The following is a 17,832-nucleotide window of genomic DNA, read 5'->3' on the forward strand; positions in this document are numbered from 1 at the left end:
AATGAAAACAAGGAATTTAAAAAAATTAGCCCTTATCCTCGGCACTACATTTGTTCTACAAGGCTGTGTTAGCGCCACAGTGGCAGGCATTGTTGGGGCAACAGCTGTTGCAACCAAAGTTGCCACCGATCCAAGAACAGTAGGAACACAGGTTGATGACGAAACCCTTGAAGAAAAAGTTTTACACGCCATTAATAAAGATCAACAACTGGATAGCGAAGCTCGCATCAATGTGGTTTCATATAGCGGAAGAATCTTACTTATCGGGCAAGTACCAAATGAAAGTTTAAAAGAAATTGCCACAGGGCTTGCTAAAGGCGTCGATAACGTTTCCGAAGTTTATAACGAACTGCGTGTCGGCTCACCAATCTCCCTTGGACAAATCAGCAAAGACAGCTGGATCACTACCCAAATCAAATCCAAACTCTTCGTCAATTCAGGAGTAAAATCCACAGATGTAAAAGTGATCACCGAAAATGGCGAAGTATTCCTAATGGGCAACCTCTCCCAACAACAAGCCGATGCCGCAGCAGAAGTCGCCCGTAATGTTTCAGGCGTGGTGAAAGTAGTGAAAGTGTTTAAATACTTGAATTAATCTAATAATAAGTGCGGTGCTTTTTTGTAATATTTTCTTAAAATAAAAAATACCTAAAAAAGCACCGCACTTTATTTTTACACTTTTGCTTAAACCTTAAAACAAGCCACTAAATGCTGTTCATTTCCTTCCAAGCGTGGTTTGCTGAGAGTACATTCTGTGTCTGCAATGGGACAACGAGTACGGAACACGCAGCCTGAAGGCGGATTGATTGGTGATGGAAGATCCCCTTCTAGCAGCTGAATTTTTTTACCCCGTTCCAAATCAGGATCAGGAATTGGCACGGCCGACATCAGGGCTTTGGTGTAAGGGTGTTTGGTTTCGTGATACACCTTATCATAAGTACCAAGCTCTACCGCATTGCCCAAATACATCACCAAAACGCGATCGGAAATATGTTTCACCACTGCCAAATCGTGCGCGATGAAAATCAACGATAACCCCATTTCTTTCTGCAATGATTTAAGCAAGTTTACCACCTGCGCTTGAATGGATACATCAAGGGCTGAAACAGGTTCATCACAAATGATCAGTTTGGGTTCAATGATCAACGCACGCGCAATACCGATACGTTGGCATTGTCCGCCTGAAAATTCGTGCGGATAGCGGTTGATCAAATTTGGTAATAAGCCCACTTTTAACATCATTGCTTGCACGCGTTCTTTAACTTCTTGAGCCGATAAATGGGGGAAATAAATTTTCAGTGGTTCTGCAATAATATTTCCAATGGTCATTCGTGGATTGAGTGATGCCAAGGGATCTTGGAAAATCATTTGAATATCTTTGCGTGTGTCGTGCCACTGCTTTTCAGATTGCTGGCTGAGATCTTTACCTAGCCATAAAATATTACCGCCTGCGGCTTTCACTAAGCCAATAATCGAACGAGCAAGGGTAGATTTTCCGCAACCAGACTCCCCTACCACGCCCAAGGTTTCCCCTTCATACAATTTAAAGGAAACGTGGTTTACTGCGTGCAAGGTTTGTTTTTTCTTAAATAAAAAGCCTTCGTTGCTTTGCACTTTGAAGTGTACGCTCAGATCTTCAACTTCTAATAATAATTTTTTCATCTTAATTCCCCCTTACCAGCTGGCTTGGCTCAATAAAACAAGCACGCAAGCGGTTTGGTGCAAATTGTTCCAACGGCGGGCTGTTTTGGCATTGTTCCGTTGCAAATTGGCAACGTGGGCTAAATGGACAGCCCGTTGGCAAATGCAATAAATTAGGTGGATTGCCAGGGATAGTTAAGAGTTTGTCTTCTTCGGAATCCAAACGTGGCACAGCGTTGATCAACCCAATGGAATAAGGGTGAGTTGGCTGATAGGAAATATCTTTCGCTGAGCCATATTCCATCGTTCTTCCCGCATACATCACCAGCACCTGATCGCAGCTCCCTGCCACCACGCCAAGATCGTGCGTAATCATAATAATTGCTGTATTAAACTCGTGTTTTAGCTCATTTAATAGGGTCATAATCTGCGCTTGAACGGTTACATCTAAGGCTGTGGTTGGTTCATCAGCAATCAATAATTTTGGACGACATAATAATGCCATTGCAATCATCACACGCTGACGCATACCGCCAGAAAATTCGTGCGGATACATTGCCATTCGCTTACGCGCCTCTGGCATTTTCACCGCGTCTAACATTTTCACGGATTCTTCAAAGGCTTGTTTATAATCATAACCTTTATGTAGTACCAACACTTCCGTGAGCTGTTCGCCAATTTTCATATAAGGATTAAGCGAGGTCATTGGATCTTGGAAAATCATCGCAATTTGCTCCGCTCTTAAGCGATTTAATTGCCCTTCTGACAAACCTAAAATCTCTTCGCCATTAAAACGGGCTGAACCTGAAGTGCGTCCGTTATCAGCTAATAGTCCCATCAAAGCAAACGCGGTTTGCGATTTTCCTGAACCTGATTCACCAACAATGCCTAAGGTTTCACCAGCATTAAGGCTAAAGGTTAAGTTGTTTACTGCGGTAACCTCGCCGTCTGGCGTTTTAAAAGTTACTCTTAAATCTTGAACATCAAGGAGAGGGTGTTTTTCGTTTTTCATTTTCTCACCTTATCGATCTTTCGGATCAAGCGCATCACGCAAGCCATCACCAATAAAATTAAAACAAAATAGCGTTACCACTAAAAATAATGCTGGAAAAATTAGTAACCAAGGCGCGGCTTCCATTGAGTTTGCCCCATCATTTAGTAATGCGCCCCAACTACTAAGCGGTTCTTGTGTACCTAATCCTAAGAAACTTAAAAAAGATTCAAACAAGATCATTCCCGGCACGAGCAAGGAGGCATAAACCACCACAACACCTAATACGTTCGGCACAATATGTCTCCAAACAATTTGACTTGGTGAAACACCACATACAATGGCTGCTTCGATAAATTCTTTCCGTTTAAGGCTTAGGGTTTGCCCACGCACGATACGCGCCATATCCAGCCAAGACACCATGCCAATTGCCACGAAAATCAGCAAAATATTTTGCCCAAAGAACGTGACCAATAGGATCACAAAAAACATAAACGGAAAAGAATATAAGATCTCTAAGATACGCATTAAAATCGCATCGGTTTTGCCGCCCACATAGCCCGCGGTTGCGCCATAAAGCGTGCCAACTAAGACGGCGATAAACGCCCCTGCGATCCCAACTAATAAGGAAATACGCCCGCCAATGGCAATACGAACTAGAAGATCTCGCCCTAAGCCGTCTGTGCCTAAATAGTGCATTGATTCAAAATCTGGCGGTGAAGACATCATTGCCCAATCGGTATCATCATAGCTAAAGGGCATCAACATTGGTGTAAAGGTTACAAAAAGCAAAATGAGAAATAACACGAAAAGGCTCACCACCGCCGCTTTATTGCGGAAAAAACGGCGTCTGGCATCTTGCCATAAACTGCGCCCTTCGACTTTGTCTAATTGCTCCCCTAATTTTTCCATTAGTGCTTGATTTTCTTTTGTTTTTATCATTGTCTGCACTCCATTAATAACGAATTTTCGGGTCAATAACGGCATAAAGAATATCTACAATGGCATTGAACACAATGGTTAATGTGCCAACCAAAATAGTTAAACTTAGCACTAAGGAATAATCACGATTTAGCGCACCATTCACGAAAAGCTGCCCGATACCCGGTAGCACGAAAATACTCTCAATCACCATAGAGCCAGTAATAATTCCCACAAAAGCAGGCCCCATATAAGAAATGACAGGCAACAGTGCAGGGCGTAACGCGTGTTTCAAAATAATTCGCGACATTGGTAACCCTTTTGCTTTCGCCGTGCGAATAAAATTAGAATGCAAAACTTCAATCATTGAGCTACGCATAATCCGCGCAATGCTAGCAATATAAGAAAGGGAAAGGGCAATCATTGGTAAAATCATATTGGTTAGCTGCCCGCCTTCCCAACCGCCTGAAGGCAGCCATTTTAAGGTAATGGAAAAAATCAGCACCAACAACGGGGCGACCACAAAACTGGGGACAACAATTCCAGTCATCGCAAAGGTCATTATCAAATAATCTAGCCACTTATTTTGTTTCAATGCAGCGATAACGCCTGCGGAAATCCCACATACTAAGGCAATTAAAAAGGCTGAAAAACCTAATTTTAATGAAACGGGGAAAGCTTGGGCCACCAGCTGATTAACAGTGTAATCTTTATATTTGAATGAGGGCCCGAAATCACCGTGTGCCAAATCTTTCAAGTAAATGCCATATTGCACCATTAATGGTTCATTCAAATGATATTTTGCTTCAATATTAGCGATGACTTCTGGTGGGTAATTTTTTTCACTGGAAAATGGACTGCCCGGAGCAAGTCGCATCATAAAAAAAGAAACGGTGATTAAAATAAATAAGGTTGGGATCGCCTCTAAAATACGGCGAAAAATTAATTTAAGCATAAAATTATTCCCACAAAAAAATTTAGAAAAAAACACCCGCACTTTTCTTAAAATGCCAAAAGTGCGGGTAAAAAAGATTAATGTTTAATGATATAAACGTCTTTTAAGTAATAGTTTTGTGCTGGGTGCGCATAAGCAAAGCCTTTCACCCAAGGTTTAATTAAACGAGGTTGAACATAGTGATAAACTGGCACCATTGCGGTATCCTCATCTAACAATCCTTCTGCTTTGGCATACACTTCTGCACGCTCATCATCGCTTTGCGCTTTGAATGAAGAATCAATCAAGGCATCATAAGCTGGATTTTTATAGAATGCAGTGTTGTTCGCACTATTGGATAAATAATAGTTCAAGAATGTGCTGGCTTCATTATAATCCGCACACCAACCTGCACGCGCCACATCAAAGTTGCCTTGATGACGGGTATCTAAGTAGGTTTTCCACTCTTGATTTTCCAAAGTGATATTCACCACGCCTTGTAAATTTTTCTTCCAAATGGACTGCGCAGCACTCGCCAATTTTTTGTGGTTATCAGAGGTGTTATATAACAATTTGAAATTTAATGGGTGAGATTTATCAAAGCCCGCTTCTTTCAACAATTTAAGCGCTTCTTGGTTACGCTGATCTTGCGTCCAATTTGCCCACTCAGGATTAGTCATTTTCTCAGCCCCATTGATAAATGGTGGGGTGAAAATATAAGCGGGTTTTTGCCCTTGTTGTAACACTTTATCAGTTAAAATTTCACGTTCTAAGGCTAAAGATAAGGCTCTACGCACTTTTGGATTATCAAACGGTGCTTTGGCCGTATTGATTTCATAAAGATAAGTACAAAGCAACGGTGCGTGATAAAGCTCATCACCTAACTCTTTTTTCACTTTACTATAAAGCTCAATAGGAATTTCTTTGCCTGTCATATCCTCATCACCTGCACGATAACGCGCAACATCTGTTGATGCAGATTCGATAGGCAATAACACCACTTTATCCAACACGGTGCGCGCGTTGTCCCAATAATTCGGATTGCGCTCTAACACGGCTTTTTCGTTTACCACTGCAGATTTCAGCACAAATGCCCCGTTACCTACGAGATTACCTGGTTTCGTCCAGTTATCACCAAATTGCTCTACCACTTTTTTATTTACTGGCGCTAACACATAATGCTCAACCAATTTATCAACATAAGGCACAGATTCGGTTAAATGTAACACTAAAGTATGATCGTCTTTGGCTTCAACACCGAGATCAGTAACAGGAAGTTTGCCTGCGGTAACTTGATCCGCATTTTTCAATTTCACAAATTCTAAGAAGCTTGCATAAGGTGCTGCCGTTTTCGGATCGGCTAAACGCTGCCACGCATAAACGAAATCACCTGCCACAACAGGATCACCATTTGACCATTTAGCCTCAGGGCGAAGGTGGAATGTCCAGGTTTTAAAATCTGGGCTATGCTCCCAAGAGGTCGCCGCCCCCGGAATAATATGCCCTTTCGCATCAGAAGTCACTAAGGTTTCAAACAACTGACGCGCATAATAACCTTCTACATCGCCTTCCATTTTTTGTGGATCAAGGGTGGCGGGGTTAGAACTAATATTCCAAGTTAATTCTTGCTTTTCTGCTAACTGTGTCCCCGCGGGTACCTCAGCCGCCATTGCCGACCCCACAGAAAGGGATAGCCCTAAAATGGCAGATAAAAGTGTTTTTTTGAATGACGTGTGCATCTTTTCCTCCTAGATTGTTTTTATAAAATGGCTTTCATTAATAAAGGAATTTTCTGATGTTGTAAATAAGAAATTGCGAAATCATCAGGAATTTTTTCTCTCTTTTCTAATCACAGCATTTGATTTACAAAAAATAGACAAAAAAGCACCGCACTTTTGTTTTTACGCATAAGAATCCTCATACAACAGAGTTCTTATAAAACCAAAGTGCGGTGTTTTTTCACTTAATTTTTTTGATTTAGGTTTAGGAGAGTTTTTCTAGCTTCGCTAAGGCGGCAATGAGCCATTTGATGCCTTCGCCTTGGAAAGCAATTTGTAGGCGAGTATTGTTGTCTTCACCTTCCACATTAATAATTGTGCCATTTCCAAATTTGCCGTGTTTAACTTTTTGTCCCATTCTCCATTCACTATCCTTGCCCGATTTATGCGTATTTAGCGATCCCACGGCTGCGCGGTTATAGGCACGGGTAACCGTACCGCGTAAACGCACTTCTTGAATGCAATCTTCTGGCAGTTCCTCAATAAACCGTGAAGGCAAATGGCGCTCTTCTTTACCATATAAGCGGCGACTTTCTGCATAGCTAATGGTCAGTTTTTGTTTGGCTCGGGTAATCCCCACATAAGCCAGACGGCGTTCTTCTTCTAAACGCCCCGGTTCTTCAAAGGAACGGAAACTCGGGAATATTCCCTCTTCTACGCCCACCATAAAAACACGGGCAAATTCTAGCCCTTTGGCAGAATGCAAGGTCATCATTTGCACGCTGGATTGATGTGGTGAAGCCTGCTCTTCCCCTGCTTCTAAAGAGGCGTGAGTGAGAAATGCCATTAAGTCTGTCATTTCTTCGGCGTCTTCAGGCTTGATAAATTCTCGGGTGGCGCTGACTAATTCTTCCAAGTTTTCGATCCGCACTTCGCCTTTCTCGCCTTTTTCTTGCTTATACATTTCATATAAGCCTGAATGTTTGATGACAAAATCCGTTTGCGCGAACAAAGGCATTTCCGCCGTTTCTTGCTGTAAGGAATTAATTAATTCGGTAAAGCGCAACAAGGCAGTGGCAGCACGTCCTGCCAGCATATTTTCCTGAATGGCAACTTGAATGGCTTGCCATAGGGTGATTTGTCGCTCACGCGTTAATTGGCGCAGAACATCTAAGGTGCGATCGCCAATACCTCGTGTTGGCGTGTTGATAACACGTTCAAAGGCGGCATCATCAAAGCGATTGGCGATTAAACGCAAATAGGCTAAGGCATCTTTAATTTCTTGCCGTTCAAAGAAGCGTAATCCACCATAAATGCTATAAGGGATTTGCGCACGAATCAAGGCTTCTTCTATCACGCGCGATTGGCTATTACTACGATATAAAATGGCACAATCATCTAGCTTTCCACCATCATCGAGCCAGATTTTAATTTGGTTTGCCACAAACTGCGCTTCGTCAATTTCATTGAATGCGGCATAAATTCCCACAGGATCGCCCTGTTCACCCTCTGTCCATAAATCTTTACCAAGACGGTTGCTGTTATTGGCGATCAAATGGTTTGCGCTATTGAGAATATTGGCCGTAGAGCGATAATTTTGCTCAAGGCGAATGGTTTGTGCATTGTGAAAATCTTCTAAAAAACGATGAATGTTTTCTACTTGCGCGCCACGCCAGCCATAAATAGACTGATCGTCATCACCCACGATCATTATTTTGCCCGTTTCCCCTACCAATAATTTGATCCACGCATATTGAATTTTGTTGGTATCCTGAAACTCATCAACTAAAATTTGCGAAAAGCGTTGTTGATAACGTTGCAAAATCAACGGTTTTTTCAGCCATAATTCATAGGCACGAAGCAATAATTCAGAAAAATCTAACAAACCTGCGCGATCGCAAGCATCTTGATAAATTTGATAAATTTTAATCCAAGTACGTTCTTGAATATCACCGTCATCATCAAGTTGATGCGGTCGCAAACCTTCTTCTTTTTTGTTGTTGATATACCAGCACGCTTGTTTCGGAGGATAAGCGTTTTCATCAATATTGTGCAATTTAATCAAGCGTTTAACTAAGCGTAGTTGATCATCACTGTCTAAAATTTGAAAATCCTGCGGCAGCCCTGCATCGGCATAATGGGCGCGCAATAAGCGGTGAGCAATGCTGTGAAATGTGCCGATCCACATTCCCATTACACGTTGTGATGAATATTTCGCCAAAGTTTCTTCAATTCGATGGCGCATTTCTGCTGCGGCTTTATTGGTAAAGGTTACCGCCATTATGCTTCCTTCAGAGATTTGCTCAACAGCAATCAGCCAAGCAATGCGAAAAGTCAGCACCCGCGTTTTACCGCTACCCGCGCCCGCTAGTACTAAATAATTGCCTAAGGGCGCAGCCACCGCTTCACGTTGTTTATCGTTTAAACCATCAAGTAATTCAGAAATATCCATTACATCACCACTGTTTTTTTATACAGGTTAAATTATAGGGGGATTTTGTCAAAAGGCAAGAAGTGCGGTGAAATTTTTATGAATTTTTCACCGCACTTTAATTAAGGCAATAAATAGAGATAAACGGTGATCTCTTCCCTATCGTGATACAAATGTTTTGCTTTGAGTTTGTATTTAAGTCCTTGTTTATCCAAGGCTTGCTCAATCATTGCTAAACATTCTTTGACTTCCGCATAACGCTTTTTCATTGGCAATTTTAAGTTGAAAATACTGGCGTGACACCAGCCATTGATCAACCATTTTGCGATGAGTTGTGCGATGCGACTAGGCTGTTCCACCATATCACACACTAGCCAATCAATGCGGCGGCGTTTCGGGGGCTGAAATTTAAAACCGTCTTCTGCGCAATGTTCGATCCGCCCTGTTTCGTGCAAACTGGCTGCCATTTTGCCGTGATCCACTGCATAAACAAATAAACCACGCTTAACCAGTTGATATGTCCAACCCCCAGGGCAAGCACCAAGATCGACCGCATATTGGTTTTCGTTCAGATATTGGCTTTCTTTTTGTTTCGGAATAAAAGTTAAGATGGCTTCTTCTAATTTCAGGGTAGAACGGCTTGGCGCATCTGCGGGGAATTTAAGCCGTTGAATGCCCATAAAATAAGGGGAATGATTGTGGTTGTAGGAATAGCCCACATAGCACGCGGTGGATTGCAAGAAAAAAACGTGTAAAGTTACCGCACTTTTGTGGCTATCTTTACCTTGTAAAAAGCCGTCTTTTTTCAATGCGTTACGCAACGGCACAGTAAATTTGCGGCAAAATCCCGAAAGCTCTTTGGCTTCGTTAGTATCGGCAGTTTCCACAAATAATTCGGTGCTATTTTTGAGCTTTTTCGCCAATTCACTTTGGCGATATTGCGATAAAATAGGGCTGATACGATCTTCGGGGGAAAGATCTTGCAGTAAATCTGACACCACGATCATTTGGCGAGCAAAAATCAGTTGATCGAAAGGCAATTCTTGCGCAAGGCGATCCGCTTCGCCTGCTTGATAACATTCAAAAATTACATAGCCTGAATTCGGCTCAACACGCGCAAAACCAAACACACCGCGCTCACTGGCTTTATCGGTGATTTCTGCGGCTAATTCTTTTTCAAAACCAATACGGCAATATAAGGCAAGTTTATTCATTATTATTTCTTATTTCTTTAATTATCCATTGGCGGAATGCCAAAATTTGTTCATCATTGGCTTTATCTAATTGATTTACCACATAAAAAGATTTTGGATCTTTTAGCTGGGTTGGGAGTACCACTTGTAAATTCCCTTTATCAATTTCCTGTTGAGCCAGCAGTCGATTAGCAAGCACAATACCTTGTCCGTGTACAGCCGCTTGTAATGCCATAAAAGTATGACTAAAAATCGGCCCGTGCTGAATATCTAGCCCTTTGAGGTGCAGATAATTCGCCATATTCTGCCAGTTATCACGGGTATGAATATGAATCAGCGTATGTTTTTTAAGATCTTCTGCGGAATGTACAGGTTGTTTAGCCAAGAGTTTTGGTGAAGCAAGCAAAAGCAAATTTTCTTCTGCTAATTTTTCCACTTGCAGATTTTCCCACGCACCACGTCCATAGTAAATGGCAATATCAATTTCGCGATTTAGCAAACCTTCATCTTGATCTACTCCTGTTAAACGCACTTCAATATCAGGATAAAGCTCATTAAATCTGCTTAAACGCGGCACAAGCCATTGAATACCAAAGGTTTGTGGTACGCTGATGGCAATATGTTTTTCATTTTTCTGCAGCATTAATTTTTGCGTAACTTCGGACAAACGGCGCAAGATCTCGGTAACTTCTTTAAAATAAATCTGCCCTAACTCAGTTAACACTAACGCACGGTGCTGACGCTTAAATAATTCAATGCCTAAAAAATCTTCTAATAATTTAATTTGATGACTCACTGCGGCTTGGGTAACAAAGAGTTCATCAGCAGCTTTTGTGAAACTTAAATGACGTGCCGCACATTCAAAAGCTTTCAGTGAATTCAAGGGAGGCAAACGTTTATACATAAAATCTTCTCAAATGAAAAATTATCAGTTATACTAACTCACTGATTTATCTATTAGTTTTTTTAATGCAAGGGATAAAAAAATATCCTTTGTTCTCGCCCACGCATCTCACTACAATACGCACATACTTAATGATTGGTAATTCCTTATTGGTTAAGAGTTTCGACTTAAGTATGATGTTGTGTTTGCATAGTTCGGGCAACCGAACGGAGTAACTGGTTAGTTACTCATTTCACTTCCTGTATATTTATTAAACCATTTTGGTTAAGCACCGCTCAATTGGGCGGTGTTTTTTTTATTTCTATGGCCTATTGATCATTTATTTGCGTAAGATCTTAGCATAATTTACGATTTGCCCGAAATAGATTTACTCAATTCCGCTATTCCAACATTTCTCAAAAAAAATTCACACAAAAATTACCGCACTTTTCTCATTGCAAGTTTTTAAGAATGGTGTAAATTAATCCTATTCAGTTGTAACAATATCATAATTAAGGAAACAAAATGGCAATCAAAGATCTTGACTGGCAAAATCTTGGTTTTGGTTATATCAAAACCGATTATCGCTACATCGCATATTGGAAAGATGGAAAATGGTCAAAAGGTGAACTCACCCAAGACAACGTTTTACATATTAGCGAAGGCTCTACCGCATTGCATTATGGTCAGCAATGCTTCGAAGGCTTAAAGGCCTATCGTTGTAAAGACGGTTCAATTAATTTATTCCGTCCAGATCAAAATGCCGAGCGCTTACAAAAAAGCTGTCAACGTTTATTAATGCCTGAAGTGCCAACAGAAATGTTTATTGATGCTTGTAAACAAGTGGTGAAAGCAAACCAAGAATGGCTTGCTCCTTATGGCACTGGTGCAACACTTTACCTACGTCCATTTATGATTGGTGTGGGTGATAACGTGGGCGTAACCCCTGCAACAGAATATATTTTCTCAATTTTCTGTTGTCCTGTTGGCGCCTACTTTAAAGGTGGGTTAAAACCAACTAACTTTATTGTGTCGGAATATGACCGCGCTGCGCCGCACGGTACTGGTGCGGCTAAAGTCGGTGGAAACTACGCAGCTAGCCTTTATCCAGGAAAACTAGCTAAACAGCGTAATTTCAGTGATTGTATTTACCTTGATCCAGCCACTCACACCAAAATTGAAGAAGTGGGTGCGGCAAACTTTTTTGGTATCACAAAAGATAACAAATTTGTTACCCCACTTTCACCATCAATTCTGCCAAGTATTACAAAATATTCCCTACTTTATTTGGCCAAAGAACGCCTTGGTTTAGAAGCCATTGAGGGAGATATTTATATTAATGAGCTGGATCAATTCAAAGAAGCGGGCGCGTGCGGAACAGCTGCCGTAATTACCCCAATCGGTGGTATTCAGTATGGCGATAATTTCCACGTTTTCTATTCTGAAACGGAAGTAGGCGAAATAACCCAAAAACTTTATAACGAGCTTACAGGCATTCAATTCGGTGATATTGAAGCACCTGAAGGTTGGATTGTAAAAGTGGAATAATTTCCCAAATTCAATCAAGACATAATAAAAAAGGGGCATTTGCCCCTTTCGTTTTTATACCAAATTCAACGCCACCATTCGACTTGGTCGGATAACGTTGTTTTTATCCACTTCTGCCACACCAAGAAATTGATTTTCGGCAGAAAACAACCGCACTTGGCCATAGATGCCTTGTGGATTATCAAATTTCACGCGCTGTCCAAAGCCAACGGCTCGGCTTTGTTCGGCATTTAACGCCAACGCAGGCAAGGATTTCACCGCACTGTCCATTGGCAGCAAATGCTGATCTAACAGGCTTAAATCTTGCTGTTCGCTTAAGGCTTTAAGCGCTTCTAAACTCATCATTGCGTGTTGTGGATAATCAGCCACCGCAAGACGGCGCAACATCGTAACGTGCGCGCCGCAGCCTAGCACTTCGCCTAAATCATCAATTAACGTGCGAATATAAGTGCCTTTTGAGCAATGCACTTCCAAGGTTAAATAAGGCGCTTGGTAATCAATAAATTTCAGCTCAAAAACGGTAATTGGACGTGCTTCGCGCTCTACAGTGATCCCAGCGCGAGCATATTCATAAAGCGGTTTTCCCTGATGTTTTAGGGCTGAAAACATTGTTGGCACTTGCATAATTTCACCACGAAATTGCTCAAGTGCGGTTAAAATTTGCGAAATTTCTGACCGCACTTCACGCACTTGCACCACTTGTCCATCCGCATCAGAAGTATCGGTGCGTTCGCCCAATTTTGCGGTAACCAAGTAACGCTTATCGGAATCCAATAAATATTGCGAAAACTTGGTCGCTTCGCCTAAACAGATGGGCAACATTCCTGTGGCAAGGGGATCTAACGCACCAGTATGCCCTGCTTTATTCGCCTGAAAAAGCCGTTTTACTTGTTGCATAATTTGGTTAGAACTCGCCCCTTGCGGTTTGTCTAACAAAAAAATGCCGTGAATATGACGGCCTTTATTTTTTGCCTTACTCATTGTTTTCTTTGCTGTTTTCTTTATTGTTTTCGTGGCTTTCTGCATCACCTTGGTAGCGTTTTTCATCATCACGAATCGCTTCGCTCACCAAGTTAGACATTCTCATTCCTTCCACTAAGGATTTGTCATACACAAAGCGTAACTCTGGCACGATGCGCAAGCGCATTGCTTTAGCCAGTAAAGAACGAATATAAGGCGAGGCTTTTTCCAGCCCTTTCATTCCGCTTTCGATAACGCTGTCATCTTGATCAAATAAGAAAGTTACGAAAACTTTCGCATAAGCGAGATCGCGGGAAACTTCCACATCAGATACGGTTACCATTCCAATGCGAGGATCTTTCACTTCACGTTGTAAAATCACCGCGATTTCTTTTTGTAATTCTTGTGCGACGCGGTCGGAGCGTTTAAATTCTCTTGCCATTTTATTTTCCTATAAATAAAAACAGGATAATGATGTGATCGCGCGGCATTTAGCCTACGGCGAAAATCCTATCCTATTTACATTTGTGTGATTAATTTTTTATTAATAAGGAAAAGTGCGGTCAAAAACACCGCACTTTTTGCCATTAAATTGAGCGTTTAATTTCAACCACTTCAAAGACTTCAATTTGGTCGCCGACTTTGACATCGTTGTAGTTTTTCACCCCGATACCACATTCCATTCCGTTACGCACTTCAGCAACGTCATCTTTAAAGCGGCGGAGCGATTCCAATTCCCCTTCAAAGATTACCACGTTGTCGCGTAATACACGGATTGGGTTATTACGTTTCACCACGCCCTCTGTCACCATACAACCTGCGATTGCACCAAATTTCGGATGACGGAACACATCACGCACTTCAGCAAGACCGATAATCTCTTGCTTGAATTCAGGTTGGAGCATACCGCTCATCGCCGCTTTGATTTCGTTAAGTAGTTCATAAATGATTGAATAATAACGCAAATCAATATTTTCATTTTCAATAATACGGCGTGCAGAAGCATCGGCACGAACGTTAAAGCCAACAATAATCGCGTTAGATGCAGCGGCTAGGGTTGCATCAGTTTCGGTAATTCCGCCCACGCCAGAACCAACCACATTCACTTTCACTTCTGGGGTTGAAAGCTCTTGTAAGGCTTGAACGATCGCTTCTACCGAACCTTGAACGTCCGCTTTAACGATAACGTTCAACTCTGCCACATCTCCCTCTGCCATATTGCTGAACATATTTTCCAGTTTCGCTTTTTGCTGACGGGCTAATTTCACTTCGCGGAATTTACCTTGACGATATAATGCCACTTCGCGCGCTTTTTTCTCATCACGCACCACGGTGGCTTCATCACCGGCAGAAGGCACGCCAGATAAACCTAGCACTTCTACTGGAATTGACGGGCCAGCTTCGCTAATGTCTTTACCGTTTTCATCACGCATTGCACGCACACGGCCGTATTCAAAGCCACAAAGTACAATATCACCACGGCGTAATGTACCGGATTGAACGAGGATTGTTGCCACTGGGCCGCGGCCTTTATCAAGGTAAGATTCAATCACCACACCCGTTGCCATTCCGTCTTTCACCGCACTGAGTTCTAATACTTCAGATTGCAATAAAATCGCATCAAGCAATTCATCAACGCCCGTTCCTTTTTTCGCTGAAACGTAAACGAACTGCGTATCGCCCCCGAATTTCTCGGCGATCACTTCGTGTTGCAATAATTCTTGCTCTACGCGATCTGGGTTGGCTTCAGGTTTATCAATTTTATTCACTGCCACCACAATTGGCACACCTGCCGCTTTCGCGTGTTGGATCGCTTCGATTGTTTGCGGCATCACACCGTCATCAGCGGCAACCACAAGCACTACGATATCTGTGGCTTTTGCACCACGCGCACGCATTGAGGTAAAGGCTGCGTGTCCCGGTGTATCCAAGAAGGTGATCATTTTGCCATCGTCTGTTTCAACGTGATATGCACCGATATGCTGGGTAATTCCCCCCGCTTCGCCCGCTGCCACTTTGGCTTTACGAATGTAGTCAAGTAAAGAGGTTTTACCGTGGTCAACGTGTCCCATAATGGTAACCACTGGCGCACGATTTACTTTTTCCGCATTCACATCACGATCGCCTAATACAGATTCTTCTAGCTCATTTTCTTTACGCAGGATCACTTTGTGTCCCATTTCTTCGGCTACAAGCTGTGCGGTTTCTTGGTCGATCACTTGGTTGATGGTTACCATTTCGCCCATTTTCATCATTGTTTTGATGATTTCGGTGGCTTTCACTGCCATTTTGTTGGCTAATTCCGCCACTGTAATGGTTTCACCAATCACCACATCACGGTTTACTGGTGCGGCAGGTTTTGTAAAGCCTTGTTGTAAGCTGCTGCCTTTTTTGCCTTGTTTACCTTTAAAGCCTTTTCCGCCTTTAGCATCTTTTTGGTTACGGCGATTGGATTCACGCTCGTTTTTGTTGCTATCGTCTTCGCGTCCGCCTTTTTTCGCTTTGGCTACTTTATTTTTGCCACGTCCACGATTTTCATTACGGCGTTCTTCTTCATCTTCCGCTTCACGGGCATAGCTTGAAGTGAGATGATAATCTGAGTAATCTTCAGAATTTTCATTTTTTTCATCCGCACTTGCAAGATCTGCATAACGTTTTGCTTCTTCTGCGGCTTTGCGTGCTTGCTCTTCCGCTTTTTGACGAGCTAATTCATCAGCTTTACGGCGTAACTCTGCCTCTTCCGCTTTCAAGCGTTCTTTTTCTTCATCAACCGCTTTATTGGCAGTTTCTTTTGCTGATTTTTCTGCTTTTTCTTTCGCTTTTTGTTCAGCTTGACGTTTTGCCTGTTCAGCTTTTTCCGCTTCTTTTTTCGCTTTTTCGGCTGCTTTCTCTTCCGCCGCTTTCTTTTCCGCTTCTTGTTTTGCTTTTAAGCGTGCTTCTTCTTCCGCACGGATAGCTGCTTCCGTTGGCACAGTACGTTTTTTACGCACTTCCACTTGTACAGTTTTGTTTTTACCTGTACTGGTTGTGGTGCTTGCCGTGGTTTTCGTACGGCGCTGTATGCTTAATTTTTTCGGTGCATCCGATTTTTTTACTTCATCTACCATAATTTTACACCCCTTTTTATTCTTCGCTGAACCAACAAATGTTGCGTGCTGCCATAATTAAATCCGCTGCTTGCTCAGCGCTTAATTCTTCAATATCGGCTAAATCATCAACACCTTGCTCCGCTAATTCTTCTAAGGTGGTGATTTGTTTTTCTGCTAGTTTAAATGCGATATGACGGTTCATTCCTTCTAGATTGAGTAGCTTGTCTTCAATATGCGCTTGTTTTAACGCTTCTTCTTCCGCTAATGCAGCGGCTGTTAGTGCATCTTTTGCGCGGGTTTGCAATTCTTCCACTAAATCTTCATCTTCTAAGCCATCAATCGCAGTAAGTTCGCTCACTGGTACATAAGCTAGCTCTTCTAAATTAGTGAAGCCCTCTTCAACCAGAATTTGCGCGAATTCTTCGTCAATTTCTAAGGCGTTCATAAAGAGTTTCAACACTTTGTTATCTTCAGCTTGATGTTTTTCATTTAGCTCTTCTGTGGTCATTACATTTAACGCCCAACCTGTAAGCTGTTTGGCTAAACGCACGTTTTGACCATTACGTCCGATGGCTTGTGGTAAGTTTTCTGCTTCAACGGCAATGTCCATAGAATGGTTATCTTCATCAACCACGATAGAAGTCACATCGGCTGGTGCCATTGCGTTAATCACAAATTGTGCAGGGTTGTCGTCCCACAATACGATGTCCACACGCTCACCACCTAATTCATTGGTGATAGCTTGCACACGCGCGCCACGCATACCCACACAAGCACCCACTGGATCAATACGTTTATCATTGCTTTTCACAGCAATTTTGGCACGCGAACCTGGGTCACGGGCTGCACCTTTAATTTCAATTAGCTCTTCACCAATTTCTGGCACTTCAATACGGAAAAGCTCAATGATCATTTCAGGTTTTGCACGGGTAACAAAAAGCTGTGCGCCTTTGCTTTCTGGGCTAACGCGATATAACACGCCACGCACACGATCACCTGGGCGGAAATTCTCGCGCGGTAACATATCTTCACGCAAAATCACCGCTTCTGCTTGCTGACCTAAATCTAAAATAATATTTTCACGGTTTACTTTTTTCACCGTTCCCGTAACAATTTCGCCTTCATTAGAACGGAATTGTTCAACGATTTTATTACGCTCCGCTTCACGGATTTTGCTGCTGATCACTTGGCGTGCGGTTTGCATTGTAATACGGTCAAAGGCCACCGATTCGATTTGATCTTCGACATAATCACCCACTTGCACATTTGGATCTTCAAATTGTGCCGCTTCAAGGGTGATTTCTTTTGTTGGGTTAGTCACTTCGTCCACCACTAACCAACGGCGGAAGGTGTCAAACTCACCAGTTTTTGGATCGATCACCACACGCACATCAATTTCTTGCTCGTATTTCTTTTTAGTAGAAAGGGCAATGGCACTTTCTAATGCTTCAAAAATCTTTTCGCGTGGTAATAATTTTTCATTTGATACGGCTTCTGCCGCCAATAAAATCTCTTTACTCATT

General features: G+C 42.2%; 14 protein-coding genes. 2 read left to right on the forward strand and 12 right to left on the reverse strand.

Annotation, left to right across the window (positions count from 1 at the left end; all coding sequences use genetic code 11):
* Nucleotide 1 precedes the first annotated feature (1 nt).
* A complete protein-coding gene (dolP, locus tag ELZ61_RS07675) occupies nt 2-595 on the forward strand; it encodes a division/outer membrane stress-associated lipid-binding lipoprotein (RefSeq protein WP_126372655.1) in 594 nt (197 codons plus the stop codon).
* A gap of 89 nt (nt 596-684) precedes the next feature.
* Here the strand turns inward: dolP and oppF are convergent, their stop codons facing one another.
* The 8 genes from oppF to ELZ61_RS07715 form a co-directional block, all read right to left on the reverse strand.
* Complete coding sequence (gene oppF, locus ELZ61_RS07680; RefSeq protein ID WP_126372657.1) at nt 685-1,662, reverse strand: murein tripeptide/oligopeptide ABC transporter ATP binding protein OppF; 978 nt, start codon at nt 1,660-1,662, stop codon at nt 685-687.
* 1 nt (nt 1,663) lies between these two features.
* Entirely contained in the window at nt 1,664-2,653 is a 990-nt protein-coding gene (oppD, locus tag ELZ61_RS07685) for an ABC transporter ATP-binding protein (RefSeq protein ID WP_126372659.1), read from the reverse strand.
* A gap of 9 nt (nt 2,654-2,662) precedes the next feature.
* Nucleotides 2,663-3,574, reverse strand: a complete 912-nt coding sequence (gene oppC, locus ELZ61_RS07690; RefSeq protein WP_126372662.1) for an oligopeptide ABC transporter permease OppC — start codon at nt 3,572-3,574, stop codon at nt 2,663-2,665.
* Between the two features lie 13 nt (nt 3,575-3,587).
* Nucleotides 3,588-4,508, reverse strand: coding sequence for an oligopeptide ABC transporter permease OppB (gene oppB / locus ELZ61_RS07695; protein WP_126372664.1), 921 nt, complete (start codon nt 4,506-4,508; stop codon nt 3,588-3,590).
* 77 nt (nt 4,509-4,585) lie between these two features.
* Nucleotides 4,586-6,226, reverse strand: coding sequence for an ABC transporter substrate-binding protein (locus ELZ61_RS07700; RefSeq protein WP_126372666.1), 1,641 nt, complete (start codon nt 6,224-6,226; stop codon nt 4,586-4,588).
* Nucleotides 6,227-6,470: 244 nt separating this feature from the next.
* Nucleotides 6,471-8,657, reverse strand: coding sequence for a DNA helicase II (uvrD, locus tag ELZ61_RS07705; RefSeq protein WP_126372668.1), 2,187 nt, complete (start codon nt 8,655-8,657; stop codon nt 6,471-6,473).
* Nucleotides 8,658-8,758: 101 nt separating this feature from the next.
* Entirely contained in the window at nt 8,759-9,850 is a 1,092-nt protein-coding gene (gene rlmM, locus ELZ61_RS07710) for a 23S rRNA (cytidine(2498)-2'-O)-methyltransferase RlmM (RefSeq protein WP_126372670.1), read from the reverse strand.
* On the reverse strand, nt 9,843-10,733 hold the full coding sequence (locus tag ELZ61_RS07715; RefSeq protein ID WP_126372672.1) for a transcriptional regulator GcvA: 891 nt from the start codon (nt 10,731-10,733) through the stop codon (nt 9,843-9,845). Before ELZ61_RS07715 ends, rlmM begins: the two co-directional genes overlap by 8 nt.
* Before the next feature lie 504 nt (nt 10,734-11,237).
* On the opposite strand from ELZ61_RS07715, the gene ELZ61_RS07720 reads away from it, so the two are divergent.
* Entirely contained in the window at nt 11,238-12,260 is a 1,023-nt protein-coding gene (locus tag ELZ61_RS07720; protein WP_126372674.1) for a branched-chain amino acid aminotransferase, read from the forward strand.
* Nucleotides 12,261-12,314: 54 nt separating this feature from the next.
* On the opposite strand, the gene truB is transcribed toward ELZ61_RS07720, so the two are convergent.
* From truB to nusA, 4 genes are all read right to left on the reverse strand, one after another.
* On the reverse strand, nt 12,315-13,241 hold the full coding sequence (gene truB, locus ELZ61_RS07725) for a tRNA pseudouridine(55) synthase TruB (RefSeq protein WP_126372676.1): 927 nt from the start codon (nt 13,239-13,241) through the stop codon (nt 12,315-12,317).
* Nucleotides 13,234-13,662, reverse strand: coding sequence for a 30S ribosome-binding factor RbfA (gene rbfA / locus ELZ61_RS07730; protein ID WP_126372678.1), 429 nt, complete (start codon nt 13,660-13,662; stop codon nt 13,234-13,236). Before rbfA ends, truB begins: the two co-directional genes overlap by 8 nt.
* A gap of 145 nt (nt 13,663-13,807) precedes the next feature.
* Nucleotides 13,808-16,327 carry a translation initiation factor IF-2 gene (gene infB / locus ELZ61_RS07735; RefSeq protein WP_126372680.1) on the reverse strand — a complete coding sequence of 840 codons (2,520 nt, stop codon included), beginning with the start codon at nt 16,325-16,327 and terminating at the stop codon, nt 13,808-13,810.
* A 16-nt stretch (nt 16,328-16,343) separates the two neighbouring features.
* Complete coding sequence (nusA, locus tag ELZ61_RS07740; RefSeq protein WP_126372682.1) at nt 16,344-17,831, reverse strand: transcription termination factor NusA; 1,488 nt, start codon at nt 17,829-17,831, stop codon at nt 16,344-16,346.
* Between the last annotated feature and the right edge of the window lies 1 nt (nt 17,832).

Source organism: Avibacterium volantium (assembly GCF_900635775.1).
Lineage (GTDB): Bacteria > Pseudomonadota > Gammaproteobacteria > Enterobacterales > Pasteurellaceae > Avibacterium > Avibacterium volantium.